Below are 24,241 nucleotides of genomic sequence, written 5' to 3' on the forward strand. Positions count from 1 at the left end.
ACCCGGTTCGAGTCGAAAGGCTCCGTCCCTCATGTCGCACACCCCCCTTGCGCGTCCCCTCTCTCCCCGCCTGATCGCGGCGACGACAGCCGTCCTGCTACCGCTGGGCCTGCTCGTCGCCGCGCCCCTGGCGAACGCCGCCCCCACCCCCGCACCACCCGGCAACTTCACCTCCTCGTTCGAGTCCGCCGACCCGCAGCCCGCCACCAGCACCGTGGAGGTCGGCGCGAACGGAAAGCCGGTCCAGGGCAACCTGAGCGGCACTGTCGCTTCCCTGCCCGGCAGCCTGCTCGGCCAGGTCAGCGCCGTGACCGCGAGTGGCGAGAACCAGCCGCGAGAGGTCGCCGCGAACCTCAAGGACGACGACCCGTCGACCAAGTGGCTCGTGTTCGCGTCGACCGGCTGGGTGACCTACCAACTCGCCAAGCCGGCGACGGTGGTGCGCTACTCGCTGACCGCGGCCGACGACGCGCCGACCCGGGACCCCCGGGACTTCGTCATCCAGGGGTCGAACGACGGCAGCACCTGGACCGACCTGGACAAGCGCGCCGGCGAGAAGTTCAGCGGGCGCTTCGCCACCAGGACGTACAACTTCACCAACACGAACGCGTACGGCTTCTACCGGCTCAACGTCACCGCGAACTCCGGCGACTCACTCGTGCAGCTCGCCGACTGGAACATCAGCGACGGCTCGAACGTCCGCCCGCCGGCCACCCCCATGGTCAGCGAGGCGACCGCCGGCCCGAACGGCGGCTACACCACGAAGCCGGACGTCGGGTTCACCGGCCTGGCCGCGCTGCGCTACTCCGGCGGCGCCGAGGGCAACGGCCGCTCGTACGCGACGAACAAGCTGTTCGACGTCACCATCCCGGTCGGGCCGAAGACCCGCCTGTCGTACAAGATCTTCCCCGAGCTCACCAACGGGGACGGCCGCTACCCGTCCACCTACACCGCCGTCGACCTGCACTTCACCGACGGCAGCTACCTGAGTGGCCGCTCGCCGACCGACCAACACGGCAACCCGCTCACCGGCGCCGGGCAGGGCGCCTCGAAGGTGCTCTTCGCCGACCAGTGGAACATGGTGCAGGCCGACCTCGGCACCGTCGCGCGCGGCAAGACGATCGACCGGATCCTGCTGGCGTACGACAATCCGCAGGCCACCGGGGAGACCCGGTTCCAGGGTTGGCTCGACGACATCGAGCTGACGGCCGCGCCGGCGTCGATCGACGGCTCGAAGCTGACCAACTACGTCGACACCCGACGGGGCACCAACTCGACAGGTGGCTTCTCGCGCGGCAACAACCTGCCGATCACCGCCGTGCCGAACGGGTTCAACTTCTTCACCCCGGTGACCGACGCGACCTCCGACTCGTGGGAGTACGAGTACCACCGGGTCAACAACGAGGCCAACCTCCCGATGCTCCAGGGCCTGGCGATCTCCCACGAGCCGAGCCCCTGGATGGGTGACCGCAACCAGATGTCGGTGATGCCTGTCGTCGGTGGGGGGCCCCTCACCGGTCAGCCGGCCAGCCGCGCGGTCGCCTTCCGGCACGACGACGAGACGGCCCAGCCGGACCTCTACCGGGTCACGCTCCAGAACGGCCTGGTCGCCGAGGTGTCGCCCACCGACCACGCCGGGATCATGCGGTTCACCTTCCCCACCGGGCAGGCGACCGGAAGCCTCGTCTTCCACAACGGCACGTTCACCATCGGCACGGACGGCACGTTCACCGGTTGGGTCGACAACGGCAGCGGCCTGTCGGCCGGTCGCAGCCGGATGTTCGTCTCCGGCGCCTTCGACCGGGCGCCGACGGCCTCGACCGCGACGTCGGCCACCTTCGACGTCTCCGCGTCACGGGAGGTGACGATGCGTCTCGCCACGTCGTTCCTCTCCGTCGACCAGGCGCGCCGGAACCTCGACCTGGAGGTCTCCGGTAAGAGCTTCGACCAGATCCACGCCGCCGCGACGGCCGGGTGGAAGGACCGGCTCGGCCGGGTCGAGGTGCGGGGCGCCACCGAGTCGCAGCTGGTCACGATGTACTCGAACCTGTACCGGTTGAACCTCTACCCGAACTCGCAGTCGGAGAACACCGGCACCGCCGCCGCGCCGCGCTGGCGGTACGCGAGCCCGGTCTCGGCGGCGAACGGCGCGTCGACAGCCACCCAGACCGGCGCGAAGATCGTCGACGGCCAGATCTACGTCAACAACGGCTTCTGGGACACCTACCGCACCGTGTGGCCCGCCTACGCGCTGCTGTACCCGGACGTCGCCGCCAAGATCTCCGACGGGTTCGTCCAGCACTACCGTGACGGCGGCTGGATCGCCCGCTGGTCGTCTCCCGGCTACGCCGACCTGATGACCGGCACCAGCGCGAACGTGGCGCTGGCCCAGGCGTACCTCACCGGGGTCAAGCTGCCCGACCCGCTCGCGGCGTACGACGCGGCGGTCAAGGACGCGACCGTCGCGTCCGGGCGCAGCGCGGTCGGACGCAAGGGCATCGAGAGCTCCCTGTTCCTCGGCTACACGCCGACGTCCACGGGGGAGTCGGTGTCCTGGGCACTGGAGGGCTACATCAACGACTACGGCATCGGCAACATGGGTGCGGCGCTCGCCAAGGACCCGGCCACGCCGAAGTCGCAGCGCGCACGGCTCAAGGAGGAGTCGCGGTACTTCCTGGAGCGGGCCCGCAACTACGTCCACCTCTTCGACCCGAAGACGAAGCTCTTCCAGGGCCGCGACGCCGCCGGCAACTTCCTCGCCGGTGACCCGCTGGACTGGGGTGGCGTCTACACCGAGACCAACGGGTGGAACTTCGCGTTCACCGCGCAGCAGGACGGCCGGGGCCTCGCCAACCTGTACGGCGGGCAGAAGGCGCTGCGGGACAAGCTGGACGCGTTCTTCACCACCCCGGAGAACGCCGACCGCCCCGGTGGGTACGGCGGCGTCATCCACGAGATGCTCGAAGCGCGCGCGGTGCGGATGGGGCAGCTCGGCATGAGCAACCAGCCGTCGCACCACATCCCGTACATGTACAACGTCGCCGGCGCGCCGGCCAAGACCCAGGAGAAGGTACGGGAGATCCTGCGCCGCCTCTACGTCGGCAGTGAGATCGGCCAGGGCTACCTGGGTGACGAGGACAACGGCGAGATGTCGTCCTGGTACATCCTCAGCTCGCTGGGCATCTACCCGTTGCAGGCCGGGTCGTCCGAGTGGGCGATCGGCTCGCCGCAGTTCACCAGAATGACCGTGCACCGCAGCAGCGGCGACATCGTGGTCAACGCGCCGAACAACAGCACGGCGAACGTCTACGTGCAGGACGTGCGGGTCAACGGCAAGAAGCAGCGCGGCCTGTCCCTGGATGTGGCAACGCTGGCCAAGGGCGGCACCATCGACTTCCAGATGGGCCCCAGGCCGTCGTCGTGGGGCAGCGGCAAGAACGACGCGCCGCCGTCGCTCACCAAGGGTGACGAGGCGCCCAAGCCGTTGCAGGATGTCACCGGGCCCGGTCTCGGCACCGCGACCGCGACCGGCGGTCAGGACGCGTCGAAGCTGTTCGACGACTCGTCGACCACCCAGCTGACCTTCACCTCGGCGACCCCGCAGATCACCTGGGCCTTCCGTGGTGGCAAGCAGAAGCCGAAGTACTACACGGTCACGTCCGGGGCCGCTGTGGGCGATCCGGCGGACTGGCGCCTGCAGGGCTCCAACGACGGCCTCACCTGGACCACACTGGACTCGCGCACCGGCCAGGTGTTCCCGTGGCGCAACCAGACCCGCCCGTACTCGATCGACAAGCCGGGGCGGTTCGCGCAGTTCCGGCTCGCCGTCACCAAGACCGTCGGCGCCGCGCAGACCAACCTCGCCGAGGTCGAGCTGCTCGCCGGGGGCGACCTCGACCTCGGGGGCGGCGACATCGCGGTCACCGCCGCGGACGGCGTGCACGCGACGTCGGGCGCACCCGTCTCGGTGCCGCTGGCCACCGTCATCGGTGGCGACGCCAGCGGCTACCAGGCCACGATCGACTGGGGTGACGGCACGCCGGTCACCGCCGGCACCGTGACGTTGAGCTCGCGGGCCGTCTACCGCATCGGTGGGTCGCACACCTACGCCACGCCGGGCTACCACCAGGCGAACGTCACGGTGACCGACGGCGACAGCCAGAGCTCCGCGACGGTCGGCGTCGAGGTGGCGTACGCCCCGGCCTCCGGTCTCACCGCCGCGTTCGACAGCGTCTGCGTCGGTGACGAAGGGGCACTGGCGGCAGACTGCGACGCCAAGTCGTGGGCGTACTCGCGGGCGGCCCTCGCGGCGGGCGGCGCGACCCAGGGCCAGCCCCGGCAGGTTCCCGGAACCGAGCTGCGGTTCACCCTGCCGGTGATCCCGGCCGGGCAGCCGGACAACGCCACCGGCAACGGGGCGACTGCCGTCCTCGACCTTCCGGCGGACGCGAAGAGCATCTCGTTCATCGGCGCCGGAACGCAGGGCAACCAGAGCACCACCGGCACGGCGACGTTCAGCGACGGCAGCACGGCCAGCATTCCGATCCAGTTGAGCGACTGGACGCTGGGCGGCAACGCCAACGGCACCCCGTCGTACGGCAACATCATCGTCGCCCGGACGGCGTACCGGCTGCAGGGCACGAGCCGTGACGGCGCCCAGCCGTTCCTGTTCGCCACCGCGCCGTACCAGATCCCGGCGGGCAAGACGCTGGTGTCGGTGACCCTGCCGACGCAGACCGGCGACCCTCGCTCGGCGGGTCGGATCCACGTGTTCGCCGTGGCCAACGACGGCACGCCCGCACCGGCGCTGGCGACCGTCGCCCCGAAGGACCAGACGGCCACCGCCGGGCAGGCCCTCGCGGCGAACCTCGGCGCGGTGACCGGCGGCGTTCCCGGTACGACGGGCTACCGTGCCCGCGTCCAGTGGGGTGACGGCACGGTTCCGGACGACGTGACGATCGGCGCGTCCGGTGCGATGAGCGGCCAGCACACCTACCCGAGGGAGGGCGCCTACACGGTGCGCGTCACCGCGTGGGACACGATGTCGAGCGGCACCCAGTCCTTCACCGTGACCGTGGCCCGGGGCGGATCGCAGCCGGCGATCGCGCTGTCCGCGTCCGGCACCGTCAGCACCGGTGGCGCGGTCACCGTCGACGGCAGCGGCTTCGCCGCCGGCGAGCAGGTGACCGTCAGCGTCGGCACCGACCCGGGCCGGACCGTGAAGGTCGCGGCCTCCGCGACGGGAACGGTTCGCGCCTCGGTGCCGACCTCCGGTGACGCGCAACCCGGGCGGTACGCCGTGACCGCGACGGGCGCGTCCTCGCGTACGCCGGCCACGGCCACCGTGCAGGTGACCGGGGAGCCGGAGACGCGGACCTACCAGCCGCGGGTGGCGCTGCTGACCACCTCGGGGCCGCGCGGTACGTCGATCATGGTCGACGGTTCCGGGTTCGTACCGAACGAGGCGGTCACGATCACGTTCGGGACCGGCCTCGCGGTCAGCATCGTGCGCGCGAACGGTGACGGCGTCCTCTCCGGCGCGACGGTGAGCGTTCCGGGTGCGGCGAAGGCGGGCGCGACAAGCGTCACGCTGAACGGTGCCACGTCGGCGACGACTGTGTCCCGACCGTTCACCGTCACCGGCTAGCACCGAGCCGGGGACAGTGCAGCCGCGTGGGGCGGGCCGCGATCAGGGCCCGCCCCACGCGTTTGTCGCGCGACCGACTGTTAGCGTCGTCTGCCATGGCCGATCACGCGCTGCTCGCCTCGGGGCGCGACGCCGACGTCTACGCGCTCGACGAGTCGCGGGTGCTGCGCCGCTACCGCCAGGGCGGGGACAGCGCGCCCGAGGCGGCGTTGATGGCGTACGTCGGGGCCGCCGGCTACCCGGTGCCCGTGGTGTACGACGCGCAAGGGCCCGACCTGGTGCTCGAACGACTCGACGGCGAGACTCTGCTGGCGTCGCTGCTCGCCGGGCGCACCGGCATCGGCGCGGCCGCTGACCAGCTTGTGGGCCTGCATGACCGCCTCCACACCCTGCCGGCCCGGTTCAGCGCCGACCCGGCGGACCGCGTCCTGCACCTCGATCTGCACCCACAGAACGTCATGGTGACCTCGCGCGGGCCGGTGGTCATAGATTGGCGCAATGCGGACGAGGGCCCGGCCGACCTGGACGTGGCCATGACCGCTCTCATCCTCGCCGAGGTGGCGGTCGGCTCGGACGCCCAACTCGCCGGTTTTGCCCGGGACGGCCTCGACGCCTTTCAGCGACGCGCGGAGCCGCCCCGGGTCAGCCAACTACGGCGTGCGTTGGGCCAGCGCCGGGTCGACCCCGCGTTGTCCGCAGTCGAGAAATCCGCCCTGGGCCGCGCCGCCGCCCTGGTCCGCACTCGAGAGGGCTGAAGCAGACCGTCCGGTCGGGCTCAGCGGGCCGTCCACCCACCGCTCAGCTCAGTGCGGGCCCAGCCGGAGGTGCCAGCGCGTGCCCTGGCTGGTGAGCTGGACGACGGCCAGGGGCTCCACGTCCACCTGTCGGTACGTCGCCGTCGGCAGGCCGAGCGCGTGCACGACCGCGACCCGGATCACCAGCGGGTGGGTGACCGCGACGACGCGTCGACCGGCGCCACGGTGCTCGTCCAGCCAGCGACCGACCCGATCCCGCACGGCAGTGACCGATTCACCGCCGTGCGGCGCGGAGTCCGGGTCGGACAGCCAGTCGCGCAACGCCTGCGGGTGCGTGCCGGCGATCTCCTCGAGCGACAGTCCGGACCAGTCGCCGTAGTCACAGTCGGCCAACGCCGCCTCGATCGTCGGCAGCAGGCCGAGGGCGTCGGCGGTCTGTCGGGCCGCCGCCGCCGGGCTGGACAGGCAGGTGTCGTGCACGCCGAGGGGCCCACGCCGGTCCGGACCCGGGTGGGCCTGGGCGAGGGCGGCACGAAGGCCACCCTCGTCCAGGCCGTCGTCGGTGCCGCCGAAGCGGGCCCGACGCAGAGCGGCGGTACGACCGTGGGCGACCAGCCGGAGGCTGGTGCCGGTCACGTGCTCGGCAGCGCGGTGGCGGACCGGCGACGCCGCTCGTGATGCATCAGGGCCGCGAACAGCAGGCCGATGCCGGTCCAGAGCACGACCTGGGTGCCGAGCGAGGCCAGCCGGAAACTCCACAGCAGGGTCGCCGGGAAGTCCGCCGGCACCTCCTGGAAGGACGGCATCACCACGTACGACACTGCCGCGACCAGCAGGAACCCGCCCACGGCCGCGGCGGCGCGCAGCCATGGCGGCGCCTGGGCCCCGACCGCCCGGTAGCCCAGCGAGCCGGCCCACACGGCCACCAGCCCGAGCACCACCATCAACAGGTAGGTGAGGGTCCGTTGGTTGATGGTGGCCGGGTCGCCGACCGCCGGCGGATTCGCCGGGTACTTCAGGAACGGCACGATCACCGCGCCGAGCAGCGCCGCGCCGGCCAGCAGCAGGCCCGACCGCCCGTCGTCGTCAGCGCGCCGCCGACGCGACAGCAGGACGTACGCCGTGGCCAGCAAGCCACCCATCGCGGCCCCGAACAGGCCGGTGGCCAGGAACAGGCCGCCACGCTGACCCGTGCGGCTGACCAGGGCGTCCTCGTGGTCGTGCGCACCAGCGGCGGGCTCGGCGTGTGCCGCCGCCTCCTCGATGGCGATGGCTGCCTCGACGTGCGGTTCGCCGGCGACGTACGCGAACGCCCCGGCGAGCAGGCCGGCGAGCAGGCCGGCGAGCAGACCGCGGACGAGGACGGCGAGGAACGGGGGAGCGGTGGTGGTGTTCAGTGGCACGGGACGCCCAGCAGGTGCCGGCCGTCGTGCATCAGCTCGTGCAGGTACATCCCGCTGCGCGACACCGCCCCCTGGTCGAAGGCGACGAGGTAGGCCAGCAGGGTGAGCACGGCAACGGTCGCCAGAGCCGTCCACAGGAGACGTGCGCTGCCGACGGGGTGCACCACCGGCTGGCTGGAAGCGGAACTAGACATGAATACACGAACCTCCCCAGGGATGACGCGTCCCCATCGCAAGGCTGCGGACGACCGAGCGTCCTGGCTCGCGGCCCCCAATTGTGGTTGGGAACCGCTCACAGTGGCGCGACCGCGCCGGATTCACACCGGCTTCCCTCGCGTCGCCGCAGATAGTGGGTCGACGGTATCGGTGCCACCTCAGGCGGTCAACCCGGGCGCCGCGCTCGGACGGCGTCCGCCCACCGGAGGGTCAACGAGTCGGACCAGCCGTCGGTGCCGGCGGATTCGTCAGACCAAAAGGCGACCCGGTGGGAATTCGGTCCGGCGCGCGTTCCGCGACGCGGGAACAGCCTGTTACCGCTAACATGGTCAACCTGCCAGATCGACTCTGTGGCTCCGGGTCTACCCGGAGGGGTTCGGTCGGTGGCGGGGCGGGGGTGAACGTGAACACGCCAGGATGGGTCCGATGACGACCGGCGAGGTCGCGCGACGGCCGGGAATCGTCGACGCGCACCATCACCTCTGGGTCCGGGCGCGGCACCCACAGCCCTGGATCGATCCGCACACCATGGCCGCGATCGACGACGACTTCACCCCTGTCGAACTCGCCCCGGCGACCCGGGCCGCCGGGGTCACCCAGACCGTGGTCGTACAGTCGGTCGCCGTTCGGTCGGAGACGCCCGAGCTGCTCGGTATCGCCGCCGACGATCCTCTCGTCGCCGGGGTGGTCGGCTGGGTCGACCTCACCGCCGCCGATGTCGGTCGTCGCCTCGACCGGCTGCGGAAGGCGCGTGGCGGCGAACGGCTGGTCGGGATCCGCCACCTGGTCCAGTCCGAGCCCGACCCGGCCTATCTCGACCGCCCCGACGTGCGGCGGGGCATCGCCGCGGTCGGCGCGGCCGGCCTCGCCTTCGACCTCCTGGTGCGCCACGGTCAGCTGCCGGCGGCCACCCGACTCGTCCGCGACCTGCCCCAGGTGCGGTTCGTCCTCGACCACCTCGGCAAGCCCCCGCTCGGTCGCGCCGATCTCGGTGACTGGCGCCGCGACCTCCGCGCGTTCGCGGCCGAGCCCAACACGACGGCGAAGCTCTCCGGCCTGGTGACCGAAGTGGACGGCGCGTCCTGGACGACGGCCGACCTGCGGCCCGCTGTCGAGCACGCCCTCGACGTGTTCGGGCCGGATCGGCTGATGTTCGGCTCGGACTGGCCGGTGTGCCTGCTCGCCACCTCGTACACCCGCTGGGTCACGGTCCTCGGCGACCTGCTGGACCCGTTGTCCGAGGACGAGCGGGCGGCCATCTGGCGTGAGACCGCCGCCCGGGTGTACCAACTGAGCCCTTTCTGACCCGGCAGCGGGTTCCGAACTGGGGACATAGCATGTTATCGATAACATGCTAGCGACGGCGGCCGATGGCGTTTGGTCAGATGTATGCCTTCGGTGGTGCAGGTAACGATGGCAAAACATGCCCGTAAGACCTTGGCAACATACGTGAATGCGTGGGAAGGTAACGCCTGATCGGGGCAAACATCCGACCTATCTCGAGGGTCGTGCGGCACGTTGCCGCACTGCCATCCGAGCCGGGTCGGTCGCGCACGGACGTTCGGCTCGTCGGCGGGTTCCCGTCGGGTGCCAGCGCCACGCTTGGGGAGGTCAGGTCCGACGATGAGTAGCGCCGAGGCAACCGCCGGCACGCAGCGCGGCGAACTCAGCGACTGGTTCCGGGAACGGGTCTCCCACGCCGTCTCCGAGTTCACGGCCGCGACCGCGTTGGTCGTCCTGTTCATCGCCTTGACCTTCGCGAGTCCGTACTTCCTGACCGCGGACAACCTCTTCAACATCGGGGCCCAGACGGCGGTGATCGCCATCATCGCCACGGCCCAGACGATGGTCATCATCACGAAGGGCATCGACCTGTCGGTGGGGTCGGTCGCCGCGCTCGCCGGCGTGTTGGGCGCGATGGTCGTGCGCGACCTCGGCTTCTCGCTGTGGGCGGCGACGGCCGTCGCGATCGGCGTCGGCGCGCTGGCCGGGCTGTTGAACGGGCTACTGGTGACGGTGGCCCGGATCCCACCGTTCATCGCGACGTTGGGGACGATGTCGGTGGGCCGCGGCCTCGTCTTCATCATCACCGGAGCGGTCGGCGTCTACGGCCTGCCCCGATCCTTCCAACTGCTCGGCAACGGCGAGATCCTCGGCATTCCGTTCGCCGTGGTGATCACCGTCCTGGTCGCCGTCGGGGTCGCCTTCCTGCTCTCCCAGACCCGCTTCGGTCAGCACACCTACGCGATGGGCTCCAACCTGGAGGCGGCCCGCCGCTCCGGCATCCGGGTGGGTCGCCACCTGACCGGGGTGTACGTGCTGGCCGGCGTCCTGGTCGGGCTGGGCGGCATGATCGCCGCGTCCCGGGTCAACTCCGGCCAGCCCAACTATGGGATCTCGCTGGAGCTCGACGTCATCGCCGCCGCGGTCATCGGCGGAGCCAGCCTGTTCGGCGGGCAGGGCCGGATCGTCGGGACCATCATCGGCGCGTTCCTCATCGCCCTGGTCCGCAACGGCGCCGTCCTGCTCGACATCAGCATCCACTACCAGCAGGTGATCGTCGGCGTGATCATCTGGGCCGCCGTCTACTTCGACCAGTACCGCCGCCGGCGGCTGGAATCACGGGGTTGACATGCCATTCCGAGAGTCCGAACGAGGAAGGACACACACCATGGCACACACCACCACCAGCCGGCGGACGCGAGGACCCCTCCTGCGCGCGCAGGCGATCCTGGCGGCGGCCGCGGCGACCGCTCTGCTCAGCGCCTGCGGCGGGGTCGAGGTCCGTGACGGCGGCGACGGCGCGACCAAGGACGCGAGCGGTCCGTTGAAGCTCGCCGTCGTACCCAAGGCGGTCGGGGCCGACTACTGGAACACCGTCAAGGCGGGCGCGGAGTGCGCCGCGCAGCGCGCGGGGAACGTCACCGTCCAGTGGGACGGGGTGACCACCGAGACCGACGTCGAGGGACAGGTCAACCTGATCCAGAACTTCGTCACCAAGAAGGTCGACGGCATCGTCTACGCGGCGACCGACTCCAGCGCGCTGGCGCCGGCGACCGACCAGGCGCTCGCCGCCAACATCCCGGTCGCCATGATCGACTCTGGCACCAGCCCGCAGCCGGCGGCCGTGCCCCTCTTCGCCACCGACAACCGCGCGTCGGCAACCGAGGCGGCGAAGCTGCTCGCCACCGAACTCGGCCCCGGAAACCACCAGGTGGCACTCGTCGAGTTCCAACCCGGATCGCAGACCAACACCGAGCGGGTCGACGGCTTCAAGGCCGGCCTCGCCCAGTATCCCAACCTGAAGCTGGTCGGCCAGCAGCCGAGCCGCAGTGACGTCAACGAGGCCCGGCGGGTCACCGAGAACATCCTCACCGCAAACCCCAACCTCGCCGGCGTCTTCGCGGCCAACGAGCCGAGCGTGCTCGGTGCCGCGCAGGCCATCCAGGCGGCCGGCAAGTCCGGCAAGGTGGTCATCATCGGCTGGGACGCGGCCCCGGACGAGATCGCCGGGGTGCGCAACGGCCAGATCTCGGCGCTGGTCGTGCAGAACCCCTTCAAGATGGGCTACTTCGGCGTCGACAAGATGGTCAAGCACCTTCGGGACAAGGCACCGCTGGCGTCGGCCGACACCGGCGTCACGTTCGTCACCAAGGAGAACATCGACTCGGCGGAGATCAAGGCGGTGCTCGAGCCCAGCTGCGCCAACCCGCCGGTGCAGTGATGGGCGGCATCCCCACGGCCGCCGCCGAGAGCGATCAGCAACCGACCGACGCGGAACCGCCGGCCCTCGAAGCCCGCGGCATCGTCAAACGGTTCGGGCACGTCGAGGCGTTGCGTGGCGCCGACTTCATGGTCCGCCGGGGTGAGGTCGTCGCGCTGATCGGTGACAACGGCGCCGGAAAGAGCACGCTGATCAAGACCCTGTCCGGTGTGCATCCGCCGGACGAGGGCGAGATCCGGATCGGCGGCCGTCCGGTCCAGTTCTCCACCCCGGTCGATGCCCGGCGCGCGGGGGTGGAGACCGTCTACCAGGATCTCGCCGTCGCCGACGACCTCAGCGTGGCCGCCAACCTGTATCTCGGCCGGGAGATCCTCCGCTCCGGACCACTCGGCCGGCTCGGGCTGTTGGACAAGCGCGCCATGCGGCAGGGCGCCGCCACCGCCCTCGACGAACTGGGCGTACGCATCCCCCGGGTCACCACTCCGATCGCGATGCTGTCCGGTGGGCAGCGGCAGTGCGTCGCGGTGGCCCGCGCCATCATCTGGGCGACAAACGTGGTCATCCTCGACGAGCCCACCGCGGCGCTGGGCGTGGTCCAGACCGGACGGGTGCTCGACGTCGTCCGGCGTGCCCGCGACGCCGGCATGTCGGTGGTGTTGGTGAGCCACAACATGCCGCAGGTGCTCGAGATCGCCGACCGGGTCGAGGTGCTGCGCCTCGGCCGGCGAGCGGCCCAACTACGTGCCGACGAGGTCACCACCGACGACCTGGTCGCGGCGATGACCGGCAGCACCAGCGTGGATCGGGACGAGAGGTGACGGTGGCCGCTCGCCGGGTCGCGCACGATCTCGCCCGTCCGGCGACCCGGAGCGCTGCCGGGTCGCCGCTGCGGCTGGGCCCACTGGGCTTCGGTGCCTCACAGGGTGGCAATCTCTACCGGGCGACGTCGGATGAGCAGTTCGCCGCCGCGGTGGACACCGCGTGGGCGGGTGGCATCCGATACTTCGACACGGCGCCGCACTACGGGCTGGGCCTGTCCGAAACGCGCCTGGGAGCGGCCCTGCGCTCGCGCCCGCGCGAGGAGTACGTGGTGTCGACGAAGGTCGGCCGGCTGCTCGTGCCGTCACCGGAGACGGCGCACCTGCGGGATCCGGAGGGGTTCGACGTACCCGCCGATCATCACCGGGTCTGGGACTTCAGCCGCGACGGCGTGCGTCGCTCGTTGGAGGCGAGCCTACGGCGCACCGGCCTGGACCGGATCGACGTGGTGTATCTGCATGATCCGGACGAGCACTGGGAGCAGGCCACGCGCGAGGCGATCCCCGCGTTGGTGGAGCTGCGGGAGCAGGGCGTGATCGGTGCGGTCGGGGCCGGGATGAACCAGTCCGCGATGCTGGCCCGCTTCGTGGCGGAGACCGATGTGGACGTGGTGATGTGCGCCGGCCGGTACACCCTGCTGGAGCAGGGCGCGTTGACCGACCTGCTGCCCGTCGCGCAGGCCCGCCGCGTCGGTGTGGTGGTCGCCGGGGTCTACAACTCCGGGCTGCTGGCCCGGGACATGCCGGCGACCGACGCCGTCTACGACTATCAGCAGGCACCGGCCGAGGTGATCGACCACGCCCGCCGGATGGCGCGGGTCTGCGAGACGTACGGCGTGACGCTGCCCCAGGCGGCATTGGCGTTCGTCCGTCGTCATCCGGCCGTGGTCTCGACGGTGGTCGGCATGCGGGACGAGGCCCAGGTGACCGAGACCCTGCGCCGAGCCGCCGTCGACGTCCCGGATCAGCTGTGGGCGGCGTTGTACGACGGGGGGCTGCTCGACGTGCAGTCGTGAGGGCCGGCGGTCACGGCCGGGTCGTCTCGACGCCCGCGTCGGCGTCGTCGGGCAACCCCTGCAACGACTCCTCCACACCGATCAGGTGGTTGGCCATCCGGGTGCGGGCCCGCTCCGGGTCGCGCGCCACGAGGGCCTTCAGGATCGCCACGTGTTCGTCATGGGTACGCAGGTCCGCGCCCTCCTCGTGCAGACTCCGCCAGAGCCGGCCGCGGATGGTCCGCCCGGCGAAGGCTTCGATCAGGCCGACGAGCACCGGATTCCCGGCGTGCACGGCGATGATCCGGTGGAAGGCGATGTCGATCTCCATGATCCGCTCGTGATCCGGCGGTGACTGGCCGACCAGCCGGGCCGCCTCGGCGAGCAGGTCACCTGCCTGGGCCAGGGCCTCGTCGGTGATCCTGGTCGCCGCCAGACAGGCCGCCTCGCACTCCAGCAGGCGCCGAACGGTGTGGATGTGCCGTGGGTCGCCCTGACCCTGGAAGTCCACGACGAAACCCATCGGGGCCAGCAGTTGTGGCGCGTCGAGGTTGGTGACGTAGGTGCCGTCGCCCTGGCGGATGTTGACGATGCCGAGGATCGACAGGGCCGACATCCCCTCGCGCAGCGAGCCCCGCGAGACGCCGAGCGACTCGGCGAGGTCCTTCTCGATGGGCAACCGGTCCCCGGGCCGGAACTGCCCTTCGAGGATCATCCGCTTGATGCCGTTGACCACTTCGTCTGTACGAGACATGCTTCCCCTAGCGGCCGGCGGGGGTGGCCTTCCCACCCGCGATCACGTACGCCGGCTCCGGAGATGACACGGTAGTCGGGTCTGTCGCCGCCCAGTAGCGGCCGTCCGGAAAGCGGTAGAGCGCGACCGACTCCTGATGCATCCGGGTGGAGTAGCCGGGCTGGCTGGGTAGGACGTAACCGCTGCCCGAGCCGGTGTCCTGGATGATGCACGGGTCGGTGAAGTGCTCGTGCAGGTGGTCGACGAACTCGGTGACCCGGTTGGTGAGATCCCCCGAGATCGCGACGTAGTCGAGCACCGACACGTGTTGGACCATCTCGCACAGGCCGACGCCCCCGGCGTGTGGGCACACCGGCACGTCGAACTTCGCGGCGAGCAGCAACACGGCGACGATCTCGTTGATGCTGGCCAACCGGCCGGTGTCCAACTGGCAGAAGTCGATGGCCTCGGCTTGGAACAACTGCTTGAACATCACCCGGTTGTGGCAGTGCTCGCCGGTGGCGACGCCGATCGGCGCGACGGCACGGCGGACGGCCGCGTGGCCCAGGATGTCGTCGGGGCTGGTCGGCTCCTCGATCCACAGTGGCGTGAACCGGGCGAGGGCGGTGACCCACTCGATGGCCTGACCGACGTCCCACACCTGGTTGGCGTCGATCATCAGGTTGCGGTCCGGCCCGAGGATCTCCCGCGCGATCGCGCATCGGCGGATGTCGTCGTCGAGGTTGGCGCCCACCTTGAGCTTGACGTAGCCGTAGCCGGTGTCCACCGCCTCCTGGCACAGTCGGCGCAGCTTGTCGTCGCCGTAGCCGAGCCAGCCCGCCGAGGTGGTGTAGGCGGGGTAGCCGGTTCGGTCGAGCTCGGCGAGGCGGGCGGCCTTCGTGGCCTCCTTGGCCCGCAGGATGGCCAGTGCCTCGTCCCGGGTCAGCGCGTCGGACAGGTAGCGCAGGTCCGCGATGTCGACGAGTTGCTCGGGGGACATGTCGACGAGCAGCCGCCACAGCGGCTTGTCGGCGACCCGGGCGACCAGGTCCCACGACGCGTTCAGCACGGCCGCCAGCGACAGGTGGACGACACCCTTTTCCGGGCCGAGCCACCGCAGCTGGGAGTCGGAGGTCAGGAGGCGGTAGACCGCGCCCATGTCCGCTGCCATCGTCGCCACGTCCAGGCCCACGAGGAGCTGTGCCTGGTGGACCGCCGCCGCCGCGACGATGTCGTTGCCTCGACCGATGGTGAAGGTCAGGCCGTGCCCCGCGAGTGGCGCACCCACGCCGTCGACGCCGTCGGTGTGCAGGACGACGTAGGCCGCCGAGTAGTCGCCGTCCTTGTTCATGGCGTCTGACCCGTCAGCGGTCAGGGAGGTGGGGAAGCGGACGTCTTCGACGGTGACGGCGGTGATCTGCGGCATGCGCTCCTCGCCCAGCTAGGCTAAAGATCAGATGATCACTGGGAGTATACGAAGGACTGCTCCGGCTAGTCAACGATGTTGATCATCGTGGGCCCCGCATACGTATGATGTTTGCCGCCTTGATAGATCACATCTTTGTCGATTGTCGACACGCGCGCGGGGCCCCGTCCCCGTCGCCTGGCGTCGGCCGGCGTGGCGTGGTCGGCCGCGTTGGTGACGGTGGTCACCGCCCCGGTCCCGACACGCCCGAGACCGACATGTGGGGTGTGACAACGGCTGCGTCCCTATATATGGTGTCGAGCGCAGCTGGTTCGGCCGCTCATCCGGGGCGGTCGAGGCAACAGGGAACCCGGTGGAAATCCGGGACTGTCCCGCAGCGGTGAGTGGGAACGACAGCCGTCATCAGCACTGGGTCACCAATGGGCCTGGGAAGCGACGGCCAGTAGGAGACCGGCGAGACCGGTCGTGCCCGCGAGTCCGAAGACCTGCCAGCGCGCCGCGTACCCGCACCCGGGTGGGCGGCGGTCCGAGGCCGCGTGGGACGGCTGACGCCACCTGACCCACGCCGCGCTGGCGTGGCGTCCGTCGGTGTCTGTCTCCTCGCGTCCGGGCCACCAGGTCTCGAACTCCGAGGAGCGAGTGGTGACAGTCACCGAGGTAGTCCCGGCCAGCGGCGACGCGACCCTGCGGCGGTCGCCGATGCAGGTTCGCAAGCGCGACGGCGCCACCGAACCCGTGGACGTGAACAAGATCGTCCGGGCGGTCGAGCGGTGGGCCGACGACCTGACCGACGTCGACCCGATGCGGGTGGCCACCCGCACCATCAGCGGCCTCTACGACGGCGCGACCACTGCCGAACTGGACCGGCTGTCCATCCAGACCGCGGCCGAGATGATCGGGGAGGAGCCGCAGTACTCGCGCCTCGCCGCGCGGCTGCTGGCCGGCTACGTCGACAAGGAGGTGCGTCGACAGGGCATCACCTCGTTCAGCGCGGCGATCCGGGTCGGCCACGCCGAGGGCCTGATCGGTGACGACACCGCCGCGTTCGTCGCCGCACACGCCGCGACGCTCGACCACGCCATCGACCCCGACGGCGACCGCCGGTTCGAGTACTTCGGCCTGCGCACCGTGTACGACCGCTATCTGTTGCGCCACCCCACCAGCCGACTGGTGCTGGAGACCCCGCAGTACTGGCTGCTGCGGGTGGCCTGTGGCCTGTCCCGGACGGCGGACGAGGCGGTCGACTTCTACCGGCTGATGTCCAGCCTGGCCTACCTGCCCAGCTCACCGACCTTGTTCAACTCCGGTACCCGGCACACCCAGATGTCCTCCTGCTACCTGGTCGACTCGCCGCTCGACGAGCTGGACTCGATCTACCAGCGGTACGCCCAGGTCGCCAACCTGTCCAAGTTCGCCGGTGGCATCGGCATCGCGTACTCCCGGGTCCGCTCCCGCGGCGCGCTGATCCGGGGCACGAACGGGCAGTCCAACGGGATCGTGCCGTGGCTGCGCACGCTGGACGCGAGCGTCGCCGCGGTCAACCAGGGCGGCCGGCGCAAGGGCGCGGCCTGCGTCTACCTGGAGCCGTGGCACCCGGACATCGAGGAGTTCCTGCAACTGCGGGACAACACCGGCGAGGACGCCCGCCGCACCCACAACCTCAACCTGGCCAACTGGATCCCGGACGAGTTCATGCGCCGGGTCGAGGCCGACGAGCCGTGGTCGCTGTTCGACCCGCACGAGGTGCCCGAGCTGCCCGACCTGTGGGGGGAGCGGTTCGACGCCGCGTACCGGCAGGCCGAGGCGCAGGGCCGCTACGTGCGGCAGATCCCGGCGCGGGAGCTGTACGGGAAGATGATGCGCACCCTCGCCCAGACCGGCAACGGGTGGATGACCTTCAAGGACGCCGCCAACCGACTCTGCAACCAGACCGCCGAGCCCGGCAACGTGGTGCACCTGTCCAACCTCTGCACCGAGATCGTCGAGGTGTCCAGTGACGCCGAGACCGCCGTGTGCAACCTCGGCTCGGTGAACCTCGCCGCCCACCTCACCGACGGCGGCATCGACTGGGAGCGGCTGCGCGCCACGGTGCGGACCGCGGTGACCTTCCTCGACCGGGTCATCGACATCAACTACTACCCGACCGCGCAGGCGGCGGCGAGCAACCCCCGCTGGCGGCCGGTCGGGCTCGGGCTGATGGGCCTGCAGGACGTCTTCTTCGCGCTGCGGCTGCCGTTCGACTCGCCGGCCGCGCGGGAGCTGTCCACCCGGATCAGCGAGGAGTTGTACCTGACGGCGCTGGAGACCTCCGCCGACCTGGCGCGCGACTTCGGCGCGCACCCGGCGTACCCGCAGACCCGGGCCGCGAGGGGTCAGCTGCAGCCCGACCTGTGGGGTGTCCAGGGCACGCAGGCCGCGCGGTGGGACGCGTTGCGGGAGCGGGTCGAGGCGTACGGGCTGCGCAACTCGCTGCTCGTGGCGGTCGCGCCGACCGCGACCATCGCCTCGATCGCCGGGTGCTACGAGTGCATCGAGCCGCAGGTGTCCAACCTGTTCAAGCGCGAGACCCTGTCGGGGGAGTTCCTCCAGGTCAACACCGCTCTGGTACGCGAGCTGAAGGCCCGCGGTCTGTGGACCGAGCGGATCCGTTCGGCGATCAAGCGGGCGGAGGGGTCGGTGCAGGACGTCGACGAGCTGCCGGCCGGCGTACGGGAGTTGTTCCGCACCGCGTGGGAGCTGCCGCAGCGGGCGCTGATCGACCTGGCCGCCGCCCGCGCCCCGTTCATCGACCAGTCCCAGTCGCTGAACCTGTTCCTGGCCGCGCCGACCATCGGCAAGCTCTCCTCGATGTACCTGTACGCCTGGAAGGCCGGGCTGAAGACCACCTACTACCTGCGCTCGCGCCCCGCCACGCGGATCCAGCAGGCCACCGTCAGCGCCGTCGCGCCCCTCGCACCCGTCGCCGTCGACGCGGAGGCGCTGGCCTGCTCGCTGGAGAACCCCGAGTCGTGCGAGGCCTGCCAGTGACGCCCGCCGACGCCACCACCGACACGAGGACCACACACATGCTGCTCGACCCCGGGATGGACCTCACTCTCCGTCCGATGCGCTACCCGCACTTCTTCGACAGGTTCCGCGACGCCATCCGCAACACCTGGACCGTCGAGGAGGTCGACCTGCATGCCGACCTCGCCGACCTGGACAAGCTGTCACCGGCCGAACGGCACCTGGTCAGCCGACTGGTGGCGTTCTTCGCCACCGGTGACACGATCGTCGCGAACAACCTGGTGCTCAACCTCTACCAGCACGTCAACAGCCCTGAGGGCCGCCTCTACCTGTCCCGGCAGCTGTTCGAGGAGGCCGTGCACGTCCAGTTCTATCTCAACCTGCTCGACACGTACGTGCCCGACGAGACCGAGCGCTTCGAGGCATTCGCGGCCATCGAGAACATTCCCTCGATCCGTCGCAAGGCCGAGTTCTGCTTCCGCTGGATCGACTCCCTGAACGACCTGCGGGAGCTGCGGTCCCGGGAGGACCGGCGGACGTTCCTGCTCAACCTGATCTGCTTCGCCGCCTGCATCGAGGGGTTGTTCTTCTACGGCGCGTTCGCGTACGTCTACTTCCTGCGCTCCCGCGGTCTGCTGCACGGCCTCGCCTCGGGCACCAACTGGGTGTTCCGCGACGAGTCCATGCACATGGCGTTCGCGTTCGACGTCGTCGACACCGTCCGCGCCGAGGAGCCGGACCTGTTCGACGACGACCTCGCCGACCAGGTCCGCCGAATGCTCGCCGAGGCTGTCGAGTGTGAGGTGCAGTTCGCCGAGGACCTGGTGGGCCACGGCGTGCCTGGTCTGACGTTGGCCGACATGCGGGAGTACCTCCAGCACGTCGCCGACCGCCGCCTCGCCCAGCTCGACATCGCGCCGCACTACGGGTCGAGCAACCCGTTCGGCTTCATGGAGTTGCAGGACGTGCAGGAGCTGTCCAACTTCTTCGAGCGGCGGGTGTCGGCGTACCAGGTCGGGGTGAGCGGCACCGTCGCCTTCGACGACGACTTCTAGGCGGCGACCTCGGCCACGGGTTGCCCATGAGGAACGCCCGCCTCCGCCGATCTTGCACTTTCCGTCGCCGATAAGCGCGCATTGCCCTTTTATGTCGCGACAGGAAGTGCAAGATCGCGGAGAAGGGGACGGTCCAGTCTCGTCGATCATGGAGTTGTGGTGCCTGAATTGGTATTGCGCAGGCACTTTGTCACCCACCACAACTCCATGATCGACGAGGCGGTGCGGGGTTGGCGAACAGCCACTCGGTCTGAAAGCGACGGTGCCTTGCTACTTCCCATCAAGTGATCGAAGGAAGCGGGGCGATCAGCTCTGGGCTTCTGTGACGTAGACACCTTTGCCCGGCTGGCCCTCGACCAACTCGCGGTCTTTGAGGATCGTCATGACCCGGTTGATGGTGGAGATGTGCACACCGTGCTGCTCGGCCAGCTCACGGGTGGACGGCAGCTTCTCGCCCGGAGCAAGCTCACCCGACTTGATTTTTCCCGCGATCTCGTTGGCGATCCGCCGGTAGTCCACTCGCTCGGTCGGCATGGGTCGATCTCCGTAGGGTTCCCTGGTCTCGGCAGCCCAATCTGATCACGAGGAGACCTGATCCAACAAGTTCCACGAGGCACCTTGACCTACTCCTACAAGTTGGAGTAAGTTGCAGCTTGGTCGGGTTCCCTGGTTTCGGCAAACTCCTGGGTTCTCGACCGCACACCCACCTGGGGGAGCACGGCAGATGGTCGCTGCCCCCAGGTGTTCTGGAAGGTCGTCGTCATGTCGCCGCCGACACGGTGAGCAGTGCGGCACGACTTCTAGGCGGCGACCGATCCGGGGGCCTGGCGTCGTTTGGTGAGCCACCGCATCACGTGCAGGGGGTGCGACGCCGGGTCCGGAATCGGATGGAAGACGTGTTCGACAGCGCCGTCGGTGATGATCAGCGTCAACCGCTCGTAGAGCGTCATGTCTCCGGCGGTGCGGGTGGGCAGCCGCAGCGCGTCGGCAAGCGTCAGCCGTGGGTCGGGGATCAGCGGGTAGGGCAACCGCAGTCGGTGGGCGAGTTCCCGCTGGTACCCGGTCGACTGCGCGGACAGCCCGTACACCCGTGCCGCGCCGGCCGCGCGGAGTTCCGCGTGGTGGTCGCGGAACCAGGCGGCCTGCTCGGTGCTGCCGCGGGCACCGTGGATCTCCAGCAGCCCGTTGGGCAGGTCGACGCCCGGCCGGCCGGTCAGTGGGTAGACGAAGATGACGCTGCGCCCGGCGCCGAGCGCGCCGAGATCGACCGGACGGCCGTCGGTGCCGTAGAAGGACAGGGACGGCAACCTGACGCCGACCAGCGCGGCGGGGTCGGCGCCTTCGGCGGGACTGCGGGGTACGACCTGGGCCGCGGCCGCGTCGAGGCGGGCGTCCAGCGCGTCCCGCTGGGCCGTCAACGTGCCGATCCGTTCCTGCAGGTTGGTGATGGTGCTGCGGTACGTGGCCACCGCCGCCGCGCACACGTCGGTGTCGTCGGAGCCACCGGCGATCGACTCGACGAACGGGCGGGTCTCCTCGACGGTGAGGCCGAGCGCCATCAGTTCGCGGATCTGGGCCACCAGCCGCACCGCGATCGCGTCGTACTCGCGGTAGCCGTTGCTCAGCCGTCGGGGCACGACCAGCCCGGCCGACTCGTAGTACCGCAGGGCCCGGATTGTGGTCCCGGTCCGTCGTGCCAACTCACCCACCCGCATCCCGCGACCCTAAACCCGCACCCCGGGGTACGGGTCAACGTGTCCATCGTCGCGGTGTCAGGGCCGCCGTTTCCTGCCAGTCTGGCTGTGAAAAGGCAGCTTGAACAGGGAGTGTGTGATGACGGCAATCAGTCGGGTGCGGGCTCGGCAGATCCTCGACAGCAGGGGCAACCCGACGGTGGAGGCCGACGTGGTCCTCGCCGACGGGTCGACCGGCCGGGCGGCCGTGCCGTCCGGCGCGTCGACGGGGGCGAACGAGGCGGTCGAGCTGCGCGACGGGGACCTGACGCGTTTTCACGGCAAGGGCGTCAGCACGGCCGTCGCCGCGGTCAACGGCGAGATCGCCGACGCGGTGCTCGGGTTCGACGCGGAGGACCAGGCCCTGATCGACGAGACGATGATCGACCTCGACGGTTCCAAGGACAAGGGTCGACTGGGTGCCAACGCGATCCTGGCGGTGTCCCTGGCGACGGCGAAGGCGGCGGCGTTGGCCCACCGCCAGCCGCTCTACCGCTACGTCGGTGGTGTCGGCGCCCGCCTGCTCCCGGTGCCGATGATGAACATCATCAACGGCGGCGCGCACGCCGACAATCCGCTCGACTTCCAGGAATTCATGATCGCCCCGGTCGGGGCGCAGACGTTCGCCGAGGCGGTCCGGATGGGCTCGGAGGTCTTCCACACCCTCAAGGCGTCCCTGGCCGCCGCCGGGCACAGCACCAGCGTCGGCGACGAGGGTGGCTTCGCGCCGAACTTCACGGGCGCCGACGAGGCGCTGCGGTTCGTGCTGCGCGCCATCGAGGACACCGGTTACCAGCCCGGTGTCGACGTGCTGATCTGCCTCGACCCGGCCAGCTCGGAGTTCTTCCGTGACGGCGTCTACGACTACGTCGGCGAGGGGCGTCAGCGCACCGTCGAGGAGCACATCGACTACCTGTTGGACCTGGTCGCCCGGTACCCGATCAGCTCGATCGAGGACCCGATGGCCGAGGACGACATCGAAGGCTGGAAGCGGCTGACGGCGGTGGCGGGGGAGCGGGTGCAGTTGGTCGGCGACGACGTCTTCTGCACCGACGTCGAACGGCTGCGCGACGGGATCGACGGTGGTTACGCCAACGCGATCCTGGTCAAGGTCAACCAGATCGGCACGCTCACCGAGACCCTGGCGACGGTGGACGCCGCCCACAAGGCGGGGTACCGGGTGGTGATGTCGCACCGATCCGGGGAGACCGAGGACACCACGATCGCCGACCTGGCCGTGGGCGTCGGCTGCGGGCAGATCAAGACCGGCTCGTTGTCGCGCTCGGACCGTACGGCCAAGTACAACCAGCTCATCCGCATCGAAGAGGAGCTCGGGGACCGCGCCAGCTACGCCGGCAGCCGCTGAGGGCAGTGCTCCGGTCGGGTGCCCCCGGTGCCCACCGCCGCCCAACCTCGCCTCGTCGATCATGACGTTGTGGTGGGTGACAAAGTGCTCGTATCACACCCATCCGGGCACCACAACTCCATGATCGACGGGGCGGGGGTCTACGGTGAGACGGTCGTTGATCTCTTTCGGGGGAGGCAGCCGCTGATGGCCGACATCACCGTGCGTTCCATGACCGATGCCGACGCCGGGCGGGTCCTGGCGATCTACCAGGCCGGTCTGGACGCCGGCAACGCCAGCTTCGAGATCACCGCCCCGACCTGGGCGGCGTTCGACGCCGCGCGGCTGAACGCGCACCGCTTGGTGGCCGTCGACCGCGACGGGGCGGTCCTCGGCTGGATCGCCGTCTCGCCGACCTCGACCCGCGCGGTCTACGCCGGTGTGGTCGAACACTCCGTCTACGTGGACCCGGCCGCCCAGGGCCGTGGCATCGCCCGGCTGCTGCTGACCGCGCTCATCGCCTCCACCGAGGCCGCCGGCATCTGGACCATCCAGTCCGGGGTCTTCCCGGAGAACACCGCCAGTCTCACCCTGCACCAGCGGGCCGGCTTCCGGGTCATCGGCGTACGCGAGCGGGTCGGTCGCCACCACGACCGCTGGCGCGACGTCGTCCTGCTGGAACGTCGCAGCCCCACCATCACCTGACGAGCCGTGGCCCTCAAAACGGGCCACCACACCGAGCAGCCACGGTCGAACGCTCTGCACGACCTTCCCGTCGTCGTCGTCGCCGGCCCGACCGGTCTCGCCGCCGCCGCGCACCTGCACGAACGCGGGCTGCCCTTCACCGTCCTCGAAGCCGGCGACACCCCCGGTGCCGCGGTACGCCAGTGGGGGCACGTGCGGGTCTTCTCGCCGTGGCGTTACAACATCGACCCGGCCGCCGCGCCCGCAGGAGGTTGTTGCGCCAGCTGATCACCGGTACGACGGTGCCGTCACCGTTTGTTGGCACAGGCCACACACGTACGTGCTGACGGGCGGGCCACGAGGCGCTCGGCGGGAATGGGCCGGGCGCACTGTTCGCATACGCCGTAGCTGCCGTCGTCGACCCGTCGCAGCGCGACGTCCAGCTCGGCCAGGCGTCGGCGGGTGGCGTCCAGCACGGCGCTGAGCTGCGCGCGTTCGAAGGCGATCGTGCTGCCCTCGGGATCATGTTCGTCATCGGCGTTGGACGACCGCGACGCCTCGAAAAGGCTCCGGAGGTCACCGTCCAGGGCGGTCGCCTGGATTTCGGTCTGCTCGCGCAGCCGGAGCAACTCCTCGCGGACCGCGCTGGAATCCCCGTTCATGGCCGTTCCACAGTACTGCGGGATGACTGCGGTCACATC

20 protein-coding genes, 1 pseudogene and 2 riboswitches are annotated in these 24,241 nt (G+C 70.2%); of the genes and pseudogenes, 12 read left to right on the forward strand and 9 right to left on the reverse strand.

All coding sequences use genetic code 11. The annotated features are described in order from the left end of the window. Window positions 1–31: 31 nt before the first annotated feature. Window positions 32–5,647 (forward strand): GH92 family glycosyl hydrolase, encoded by a 5,616-nt coding sequence (locus tag ACLQ3B_RS23350; protein WP_425782814.1) that lies wholly within the window; start codon window positions 32–34, stop codon window positions 5,645–5,647. A gap of 95 nt (window positions 5,648–5,742) precedes the next feature. Next, entirely contained in the window at window positions 5,743–6,402 is a 660-nt protein-coding gene (locus tag ACLQ3B_RS23355; protein WP_425782815.1) for a phosphotransferase, read from the forward strand. A 48-nt stretch (window positions 6,403–6,450) separates the two neighbouring features. Here the strand turns inward: ACLQ3B_RS23355 and ACLQ3B_RS23360 are convergent, their stop codons facing one another. From ACLQ3B_RS23360 to ACLQ3B_RS23370, 3 genes are read right to left on the reverse strand one after another with little or no spacing between them, the layout of a single operon-like run. Then, window positions 6,451–7,038 (reverse strand): histidine phosphatase family protein, encoded by a 588-nt coding sequence (locus ACLQ3B_RS23360; RefSeq protein ID WP_425782816.1) that lies wholly within the window; start codon window positions 7,036–7,038, stop codon window positions 6,451–6,453. Further along, a complete protein-coding gene (locus tag ACLQ3B_RS23365) occupies window positions 7,035–7,805 on the reverse strand; it encodes a CbtA family protein (protein ID WP_425782817.1) in 771 nt (256 codons plus the stop codon). Before ACLQ3B_RS23365 ends, ACLQ3B_RS23360 begins: the two co-directional genes overlap by 4 nt. Then, window positions 7,796–7,999 (reverse strand): CbtB domain-containing protein, encoded by a 204-nt coding sequence (locus tag ACLQ3B_RS23370; RefSeq protein ID WP_425782818.1) that lies wholly within the window; start codon window positions 7,997–7,999, stop codon window positions 7,796–7,798. The genes ACLQ3B_RS23365 and ACLQ3B_RS23370 overlap by 10 nt, the downstream gene beginning before the upstream one ends. Window positions 8,000–8,034: 35 nt before the next feature. Beyond that, window positions 8,035–8,179: riboswitch (cobalamin riboswitch) on the reverse strand. A gap of 268 nt (window positions 8,180–8,447) precedes the next feature. Between ACLQ3B_RS23370 and ACLQ3B_RS23375 the strand changes: the two genes are divergently transcribed. The 5 genes from ACLQ3B_RS23375 (at window position 8,448) to ACLQ3B_RS23395 (ending at window position 13,579) form a co-directional block, all read left to right on the forward strand. Further along, on the forward strand, window positions 8,448–9,326 hold the full coding sequence (locus ACLQ3B_RS23375) for an amidohydrolase family protein (RefSeq protein WP_425782819.1): 879 nt from the start codon (window positions 8,448–8,450) through the stop codon (window positions 9,324–9,326). A 318-nt stretch (window positions 9,327–9,644) separates the two neighbouring features. Further along, entirely contained in the window at window positions 9,645–10,652 is a 1,008-nt protein-coding gene (locus ACLQ3B_RS23380; protein WP_425782820.1) for an ABC transporter permease, read from the forward strand. Window positions 10,653–10,692: 40 nt separating this feature from the next. Continuing rightward, the gene (locus tag ACLQ3B_RS23385) at window positions 10,693–11,745 is read left to right on the forward strand and encodes an ABC transporter substrate-binding protein (RefSeq protein ID WP_425782821.1); all 1,053 of its coding nucleotides are present in this window, start codon (window positions 10,693–10,695) and stop codon (window positions 11,743–11,745) included. Continuing rightward, window positions 11,745–12,563 carry an ATP-binding cassette domain-containing protein gene (locus ACLQ3B_RS23390; RefSeq protein ID WP_425782822.1) on the forward strand — a complete coding sequence of 273 codons (819 nt, stop codon included), beginning with the start codon at window positions 11,745–11,747 and terminating at the stop codon, window positions 12,561–12,563. The genes ACLQ3B_RS23385 and ACLQ3B_RS23390 overlap by 1 nt, the downstream gene beginning before the upstream one ends. Next, entirely contained in the window at window positions 12,560–13,579 is a 1,020-nt protein-coding gene (locus tag ACLQ3B_RS23395; protein WP_425782823.1) for an aldo/keto reductase, read from the forward strand. Before ACLQ3B_RS23390 ends, ACLQ3B_RS23395 begins: the two co-directional genes overlap by 4 nt. A gap of 10 nt (window positions 13,580–13,589) precedes the next feature. On the opposite strand, the gene ACLQ3B_RS23400 is transcribed toward ACLQ3B_RS23395, so the two are convergent. The 3 genes from ACLQ3B_RS23400 to ACLQ3B_RS23410 all read right to left on the reverse strand — a co-directional run bounded on the left by ACLQ3B_RS23400 (window position 13,590) and on the right by ACLQ3B_RS23410 (window position 15,944). After that, window positions 13,590–14,312, reverse strand: coding sequence for a FadR/GntR family transcriptional regulator (locus tag ACLQ3B_RS23400; protein WP_425782824.1), 723 nt, complete (start codon window positions 14,310–14,312; stop codon window positions 13,590–13,592). Between the two features lie 7 nt (window positions 14,313–14,319). After that, window positions 14,320–15,717: an enolase C-terminal domain-like protein gene (locus ACLQ3B_RS23405; RefSeq protein WP_425782825.1), complete on the reverse strand. Its 1,398-nt coding sequence runs from the start codon at window positions 15,715–15,717 to the stop codon at window positions 14,320–14,322. Window positions 15,718–15,782: 65 nt separating this feature from the next. Next, window positions 15,783–15,944 carry a hypothetical protein gene (locus ACLQ3B_RS23410; RefSeq protein WP_425782826.1) on the reverse strand — a complete coding sequence of 54 codons (162 nt, stop codon included), beginning with the start codon at window positions 15,942–15,944 and terminating at the stop codon, window positions 15,783–15,785. A 63-nt stretch (window positions 15,945–16,007) separates the two neighbouring features. Further along, window positions 16,008–16,224: riboswitch (cobalamin riboswitch) on the forward strand. Window positions 16,225–16,416: 192 nt separating this feature from the next. Between ACLQ3B_RS23410 and ACLQ3B_RS23415 the strand changes: the two genes are divergently transcribed. Continuing rightward, window positions 16,417–18,744: a ribonucleoside-diphosphate reductase subunit alpha gene (locus tag ACLQ3B_RS23415; RefSeq protein ID WP_425782896.1), complete on the forward strand. Its 2,328-nt coding sequence runs from the start codon at window positions 16,417–16,419 to the stop codon at window positions 18,742–18,744. Between the two features lie 38 nt (window positions 18,745–18,782). Then, window positions 18,783–19,778, forward strand: coding sequence for a ribonucleotide-diphosphate reductase subunit beta (locus ACLQ3B_RS23420; protein ID WP_425782827.1), 996 nt, complete (start codon window positions 18,783–18,785; stop codon window positions 19,776–19,778). 306 nt (window positions 19,779–20,084) lie between these two features. Here ACLQ3B_RS23420 and ACLQ3B_RS23425 read toward each other — a convergent pair whose 3' ends face one another. Then, window positions 20,085–20,312: a GntR family transcriptional regulator gene (locus ACLQ3B_RS23425; protein WP_425782828.1), complete on the reverse strand. Its 228-nt coding sequence runs from the start codon at window positions 20,310–20,312 to the stop codon at window positions 20,085–20,087. Window positions 20,313–20,578: 266 nt separating this feature from the next. Further along, the gene (locus ACLQ3B_RS23430) at window positions 20,579–21,493 is read right to left on the reverse strand and encodes a MerR family transcriptional regulator (protein WP_425782829.1); all 915 of its coding nucleotides are present in this window, start codon (window positions 21,491–21,493) and stop codon (window positions 20,579–20,581) included. A 118-nt stretch (window positions 21,494–21,611) separates the two neighbouring features. Here ACLQ3B_RS23430 and eno point away from each other — a divergent pair, with 118 nt between their 5' ends. The 3 genes and pseudogenes from eno to ACLQ3B_RS23445 all read left to right on the forward strand — a co-directional run. Continuing rightward, on the forward strand, window positions 21,612–22,877 hold the full coding sequence (gene eno, locus ACLQ3B_RS23435) for a phosphopyruvate hydratase (RefSeq protein WP_425782830.1): 1,266 nt from the start codon (window positions 21,612–21,614) through the stop codon (window positions 22,875–22,877). A gap of 186 nt (window positions 22,878–23,063) precedes the next feature. Continuing rightward, a complete protein-coding gene (locus ACLQ3B_RS23440; RefSeq protein WP_425782831.1) occupies window positions 23,064–23,561 on the forward strand; it encodes a GNAT family N-acetyltransferase in 498 nt (165 codons plus the stop codon). A gap of 6 nt (window positions 23,562–23,567) precedes the next feature. Beyond that, window positions 23,568–23,798: pseudogene (locus tag ACLQ3B_RS23445) on the forward strand (NAD(P)-binding protein); the annotation flags it as partial. A gap of 50 nt (window positions 23,799–23,848) precedes the next feature. Here the strand turns inward: ACLQ3B_RS23445 and ACLQ3B_RS23450 are convergent. Next, window positions 23,849–24,202 carry a TraR/DksA family transcriptional regulator gene (locus tag ACLQ3B_RS23450; RefSeq protein ID WP_425782832.1) on the reverse strand — a complete coding sequence of 118 codons (354 nt, stop codon included), beginning with the start codon at window positions 24,200–24,202 and terminating at the stop codon, window positions 23,849–23,851. Window positions 24,203–24,241 lie beyond the last annotated feature (39 nt).

The sequence above is a fragment of the Micromonospora sp. DT53 genome (assembly GCF_049841535.1).
In the GTDB taxonomy this organism is placed as follows: Bacteria; Actinomycetota; Actinomycetes; order Mycobacteriales; family Micromonosporaceae; genus Micromonospora.

Bases quoted from the DNA above. Each gene is read 5' to 3' on its own strand.
- ACLQ3B_RS23350 (WP_425782814.1), top strand. From the start codon at position 32: ATGTCGCACACCCCCCTTGCGCGTCCCCTCTCTCCCCGCCTGATCGCG.
- ACLQ3B_RS23355 (WP_425782815.1), top strand. From the start codon at position 5,743: ATGGCCGATCACGCGCTGCTCGCCTCGGGGCGCGACGCCGACGTCTAC.
- ACLQ3B_RS23370 (WP_425782818.1), bottom strand. From the start codon at position 7,999: ATGTCTAGTTCCGCTTCCAGCCAGCCGGTGGTGCACCCCGTCGGCAGC.
- ACLQ3B_RS23375 (WP_425782819.1), top strand. From the start codon at position 8,448: ATGACGACCGGCGAGGTCGCGCGACGGCCGGGAATCGTCGACGCGCAC.
- ACLQ3B_RS23380 (WP_425782820.1), top strand. From the start codon at position 9,645: ATGAGTAGCGCCGAGGCAACCGCCGGCACGCAGCGCGGCGAACTCAGC.
- ACLQ3B_RS23385 (WP_425782821.1), top strand. From the start codon at position 10,693: ATGGCACACACCACCACCAGCCGGCGGACGCGAGGACCCCTCCTGCGC.
- ACLQ3B_RS23390 (WP_425782822.1), top strand. From the start codon at position 11,745: ATGGGCGGCATCCCCACGGCCGCCGCCGAGAGCGATCAGCAACCGACC.
- ACLQ3B_RS23400 (WP_425782824.1), bottom strand. From the start codon at position 14,312: ATGTCTCGTACAGACGAAGTGGTCAACGGCATCAAGCGGATGATCCTC.
- ACLQ3B_RS23405 (WP_425782825.1), bottom strand. From the start codon at position 15,717: ATGCCGCAGATCACCGCCGTCACCGTCGAAGACGTCCGCTTCCCCACC.
- ACLQ3B_RS23415 (WP_425782896.1), top strand. From the start codon at position 16,417: ATGCAGGTTCGCAAGCGCGACGGCGCCACCGAACCCGTGGACGTGAAC.
- ACLQ3B_RS23420 (WP_425782827.1), top strand. From the start codon at position 18,783: ATGCTGCTCGACCCCGGGATGGACCTCACTCTCCGTCCGATGCGCTAC.
- ACLQ3B_RS23425 (WP_425782828.1), bottom strand. From the start codon at position 20,312: ATGCCGACCGAGCGAGTGGACTACCGGCGGATCGCCAACGAGATCGCG.
- ACLQ3B_RS23430 (WP_425782829.1), bottom strand. From the start codon at position 21,493: ATGCGGGTGGGTGAGTTGGCACGACGGACCGGGACCACAATCCGGGCC.
- eno (WP_425782830.1), top strand. From the start codon at position 21,612: ATGACGGCAATCAGTCGGGTGCGGGCTCGGCAGATCCTCGACAGCAGG.
- ACLQ3B_RS23440 (WP_425782831.1), top strand. From the start codon at position 23,064: ATGGCCGACATCACCGTGCGTTCCATGACCGATGCCGACGCCGGGCGG.
- ACLQ3B_RS23450 (WP_425782832.1), bottom strand. From the start codon at position 24,202: ATGAACGGGGATTCCAGCGCGGTCCGCGAGGAGTTGCTCCGGCTGCGC.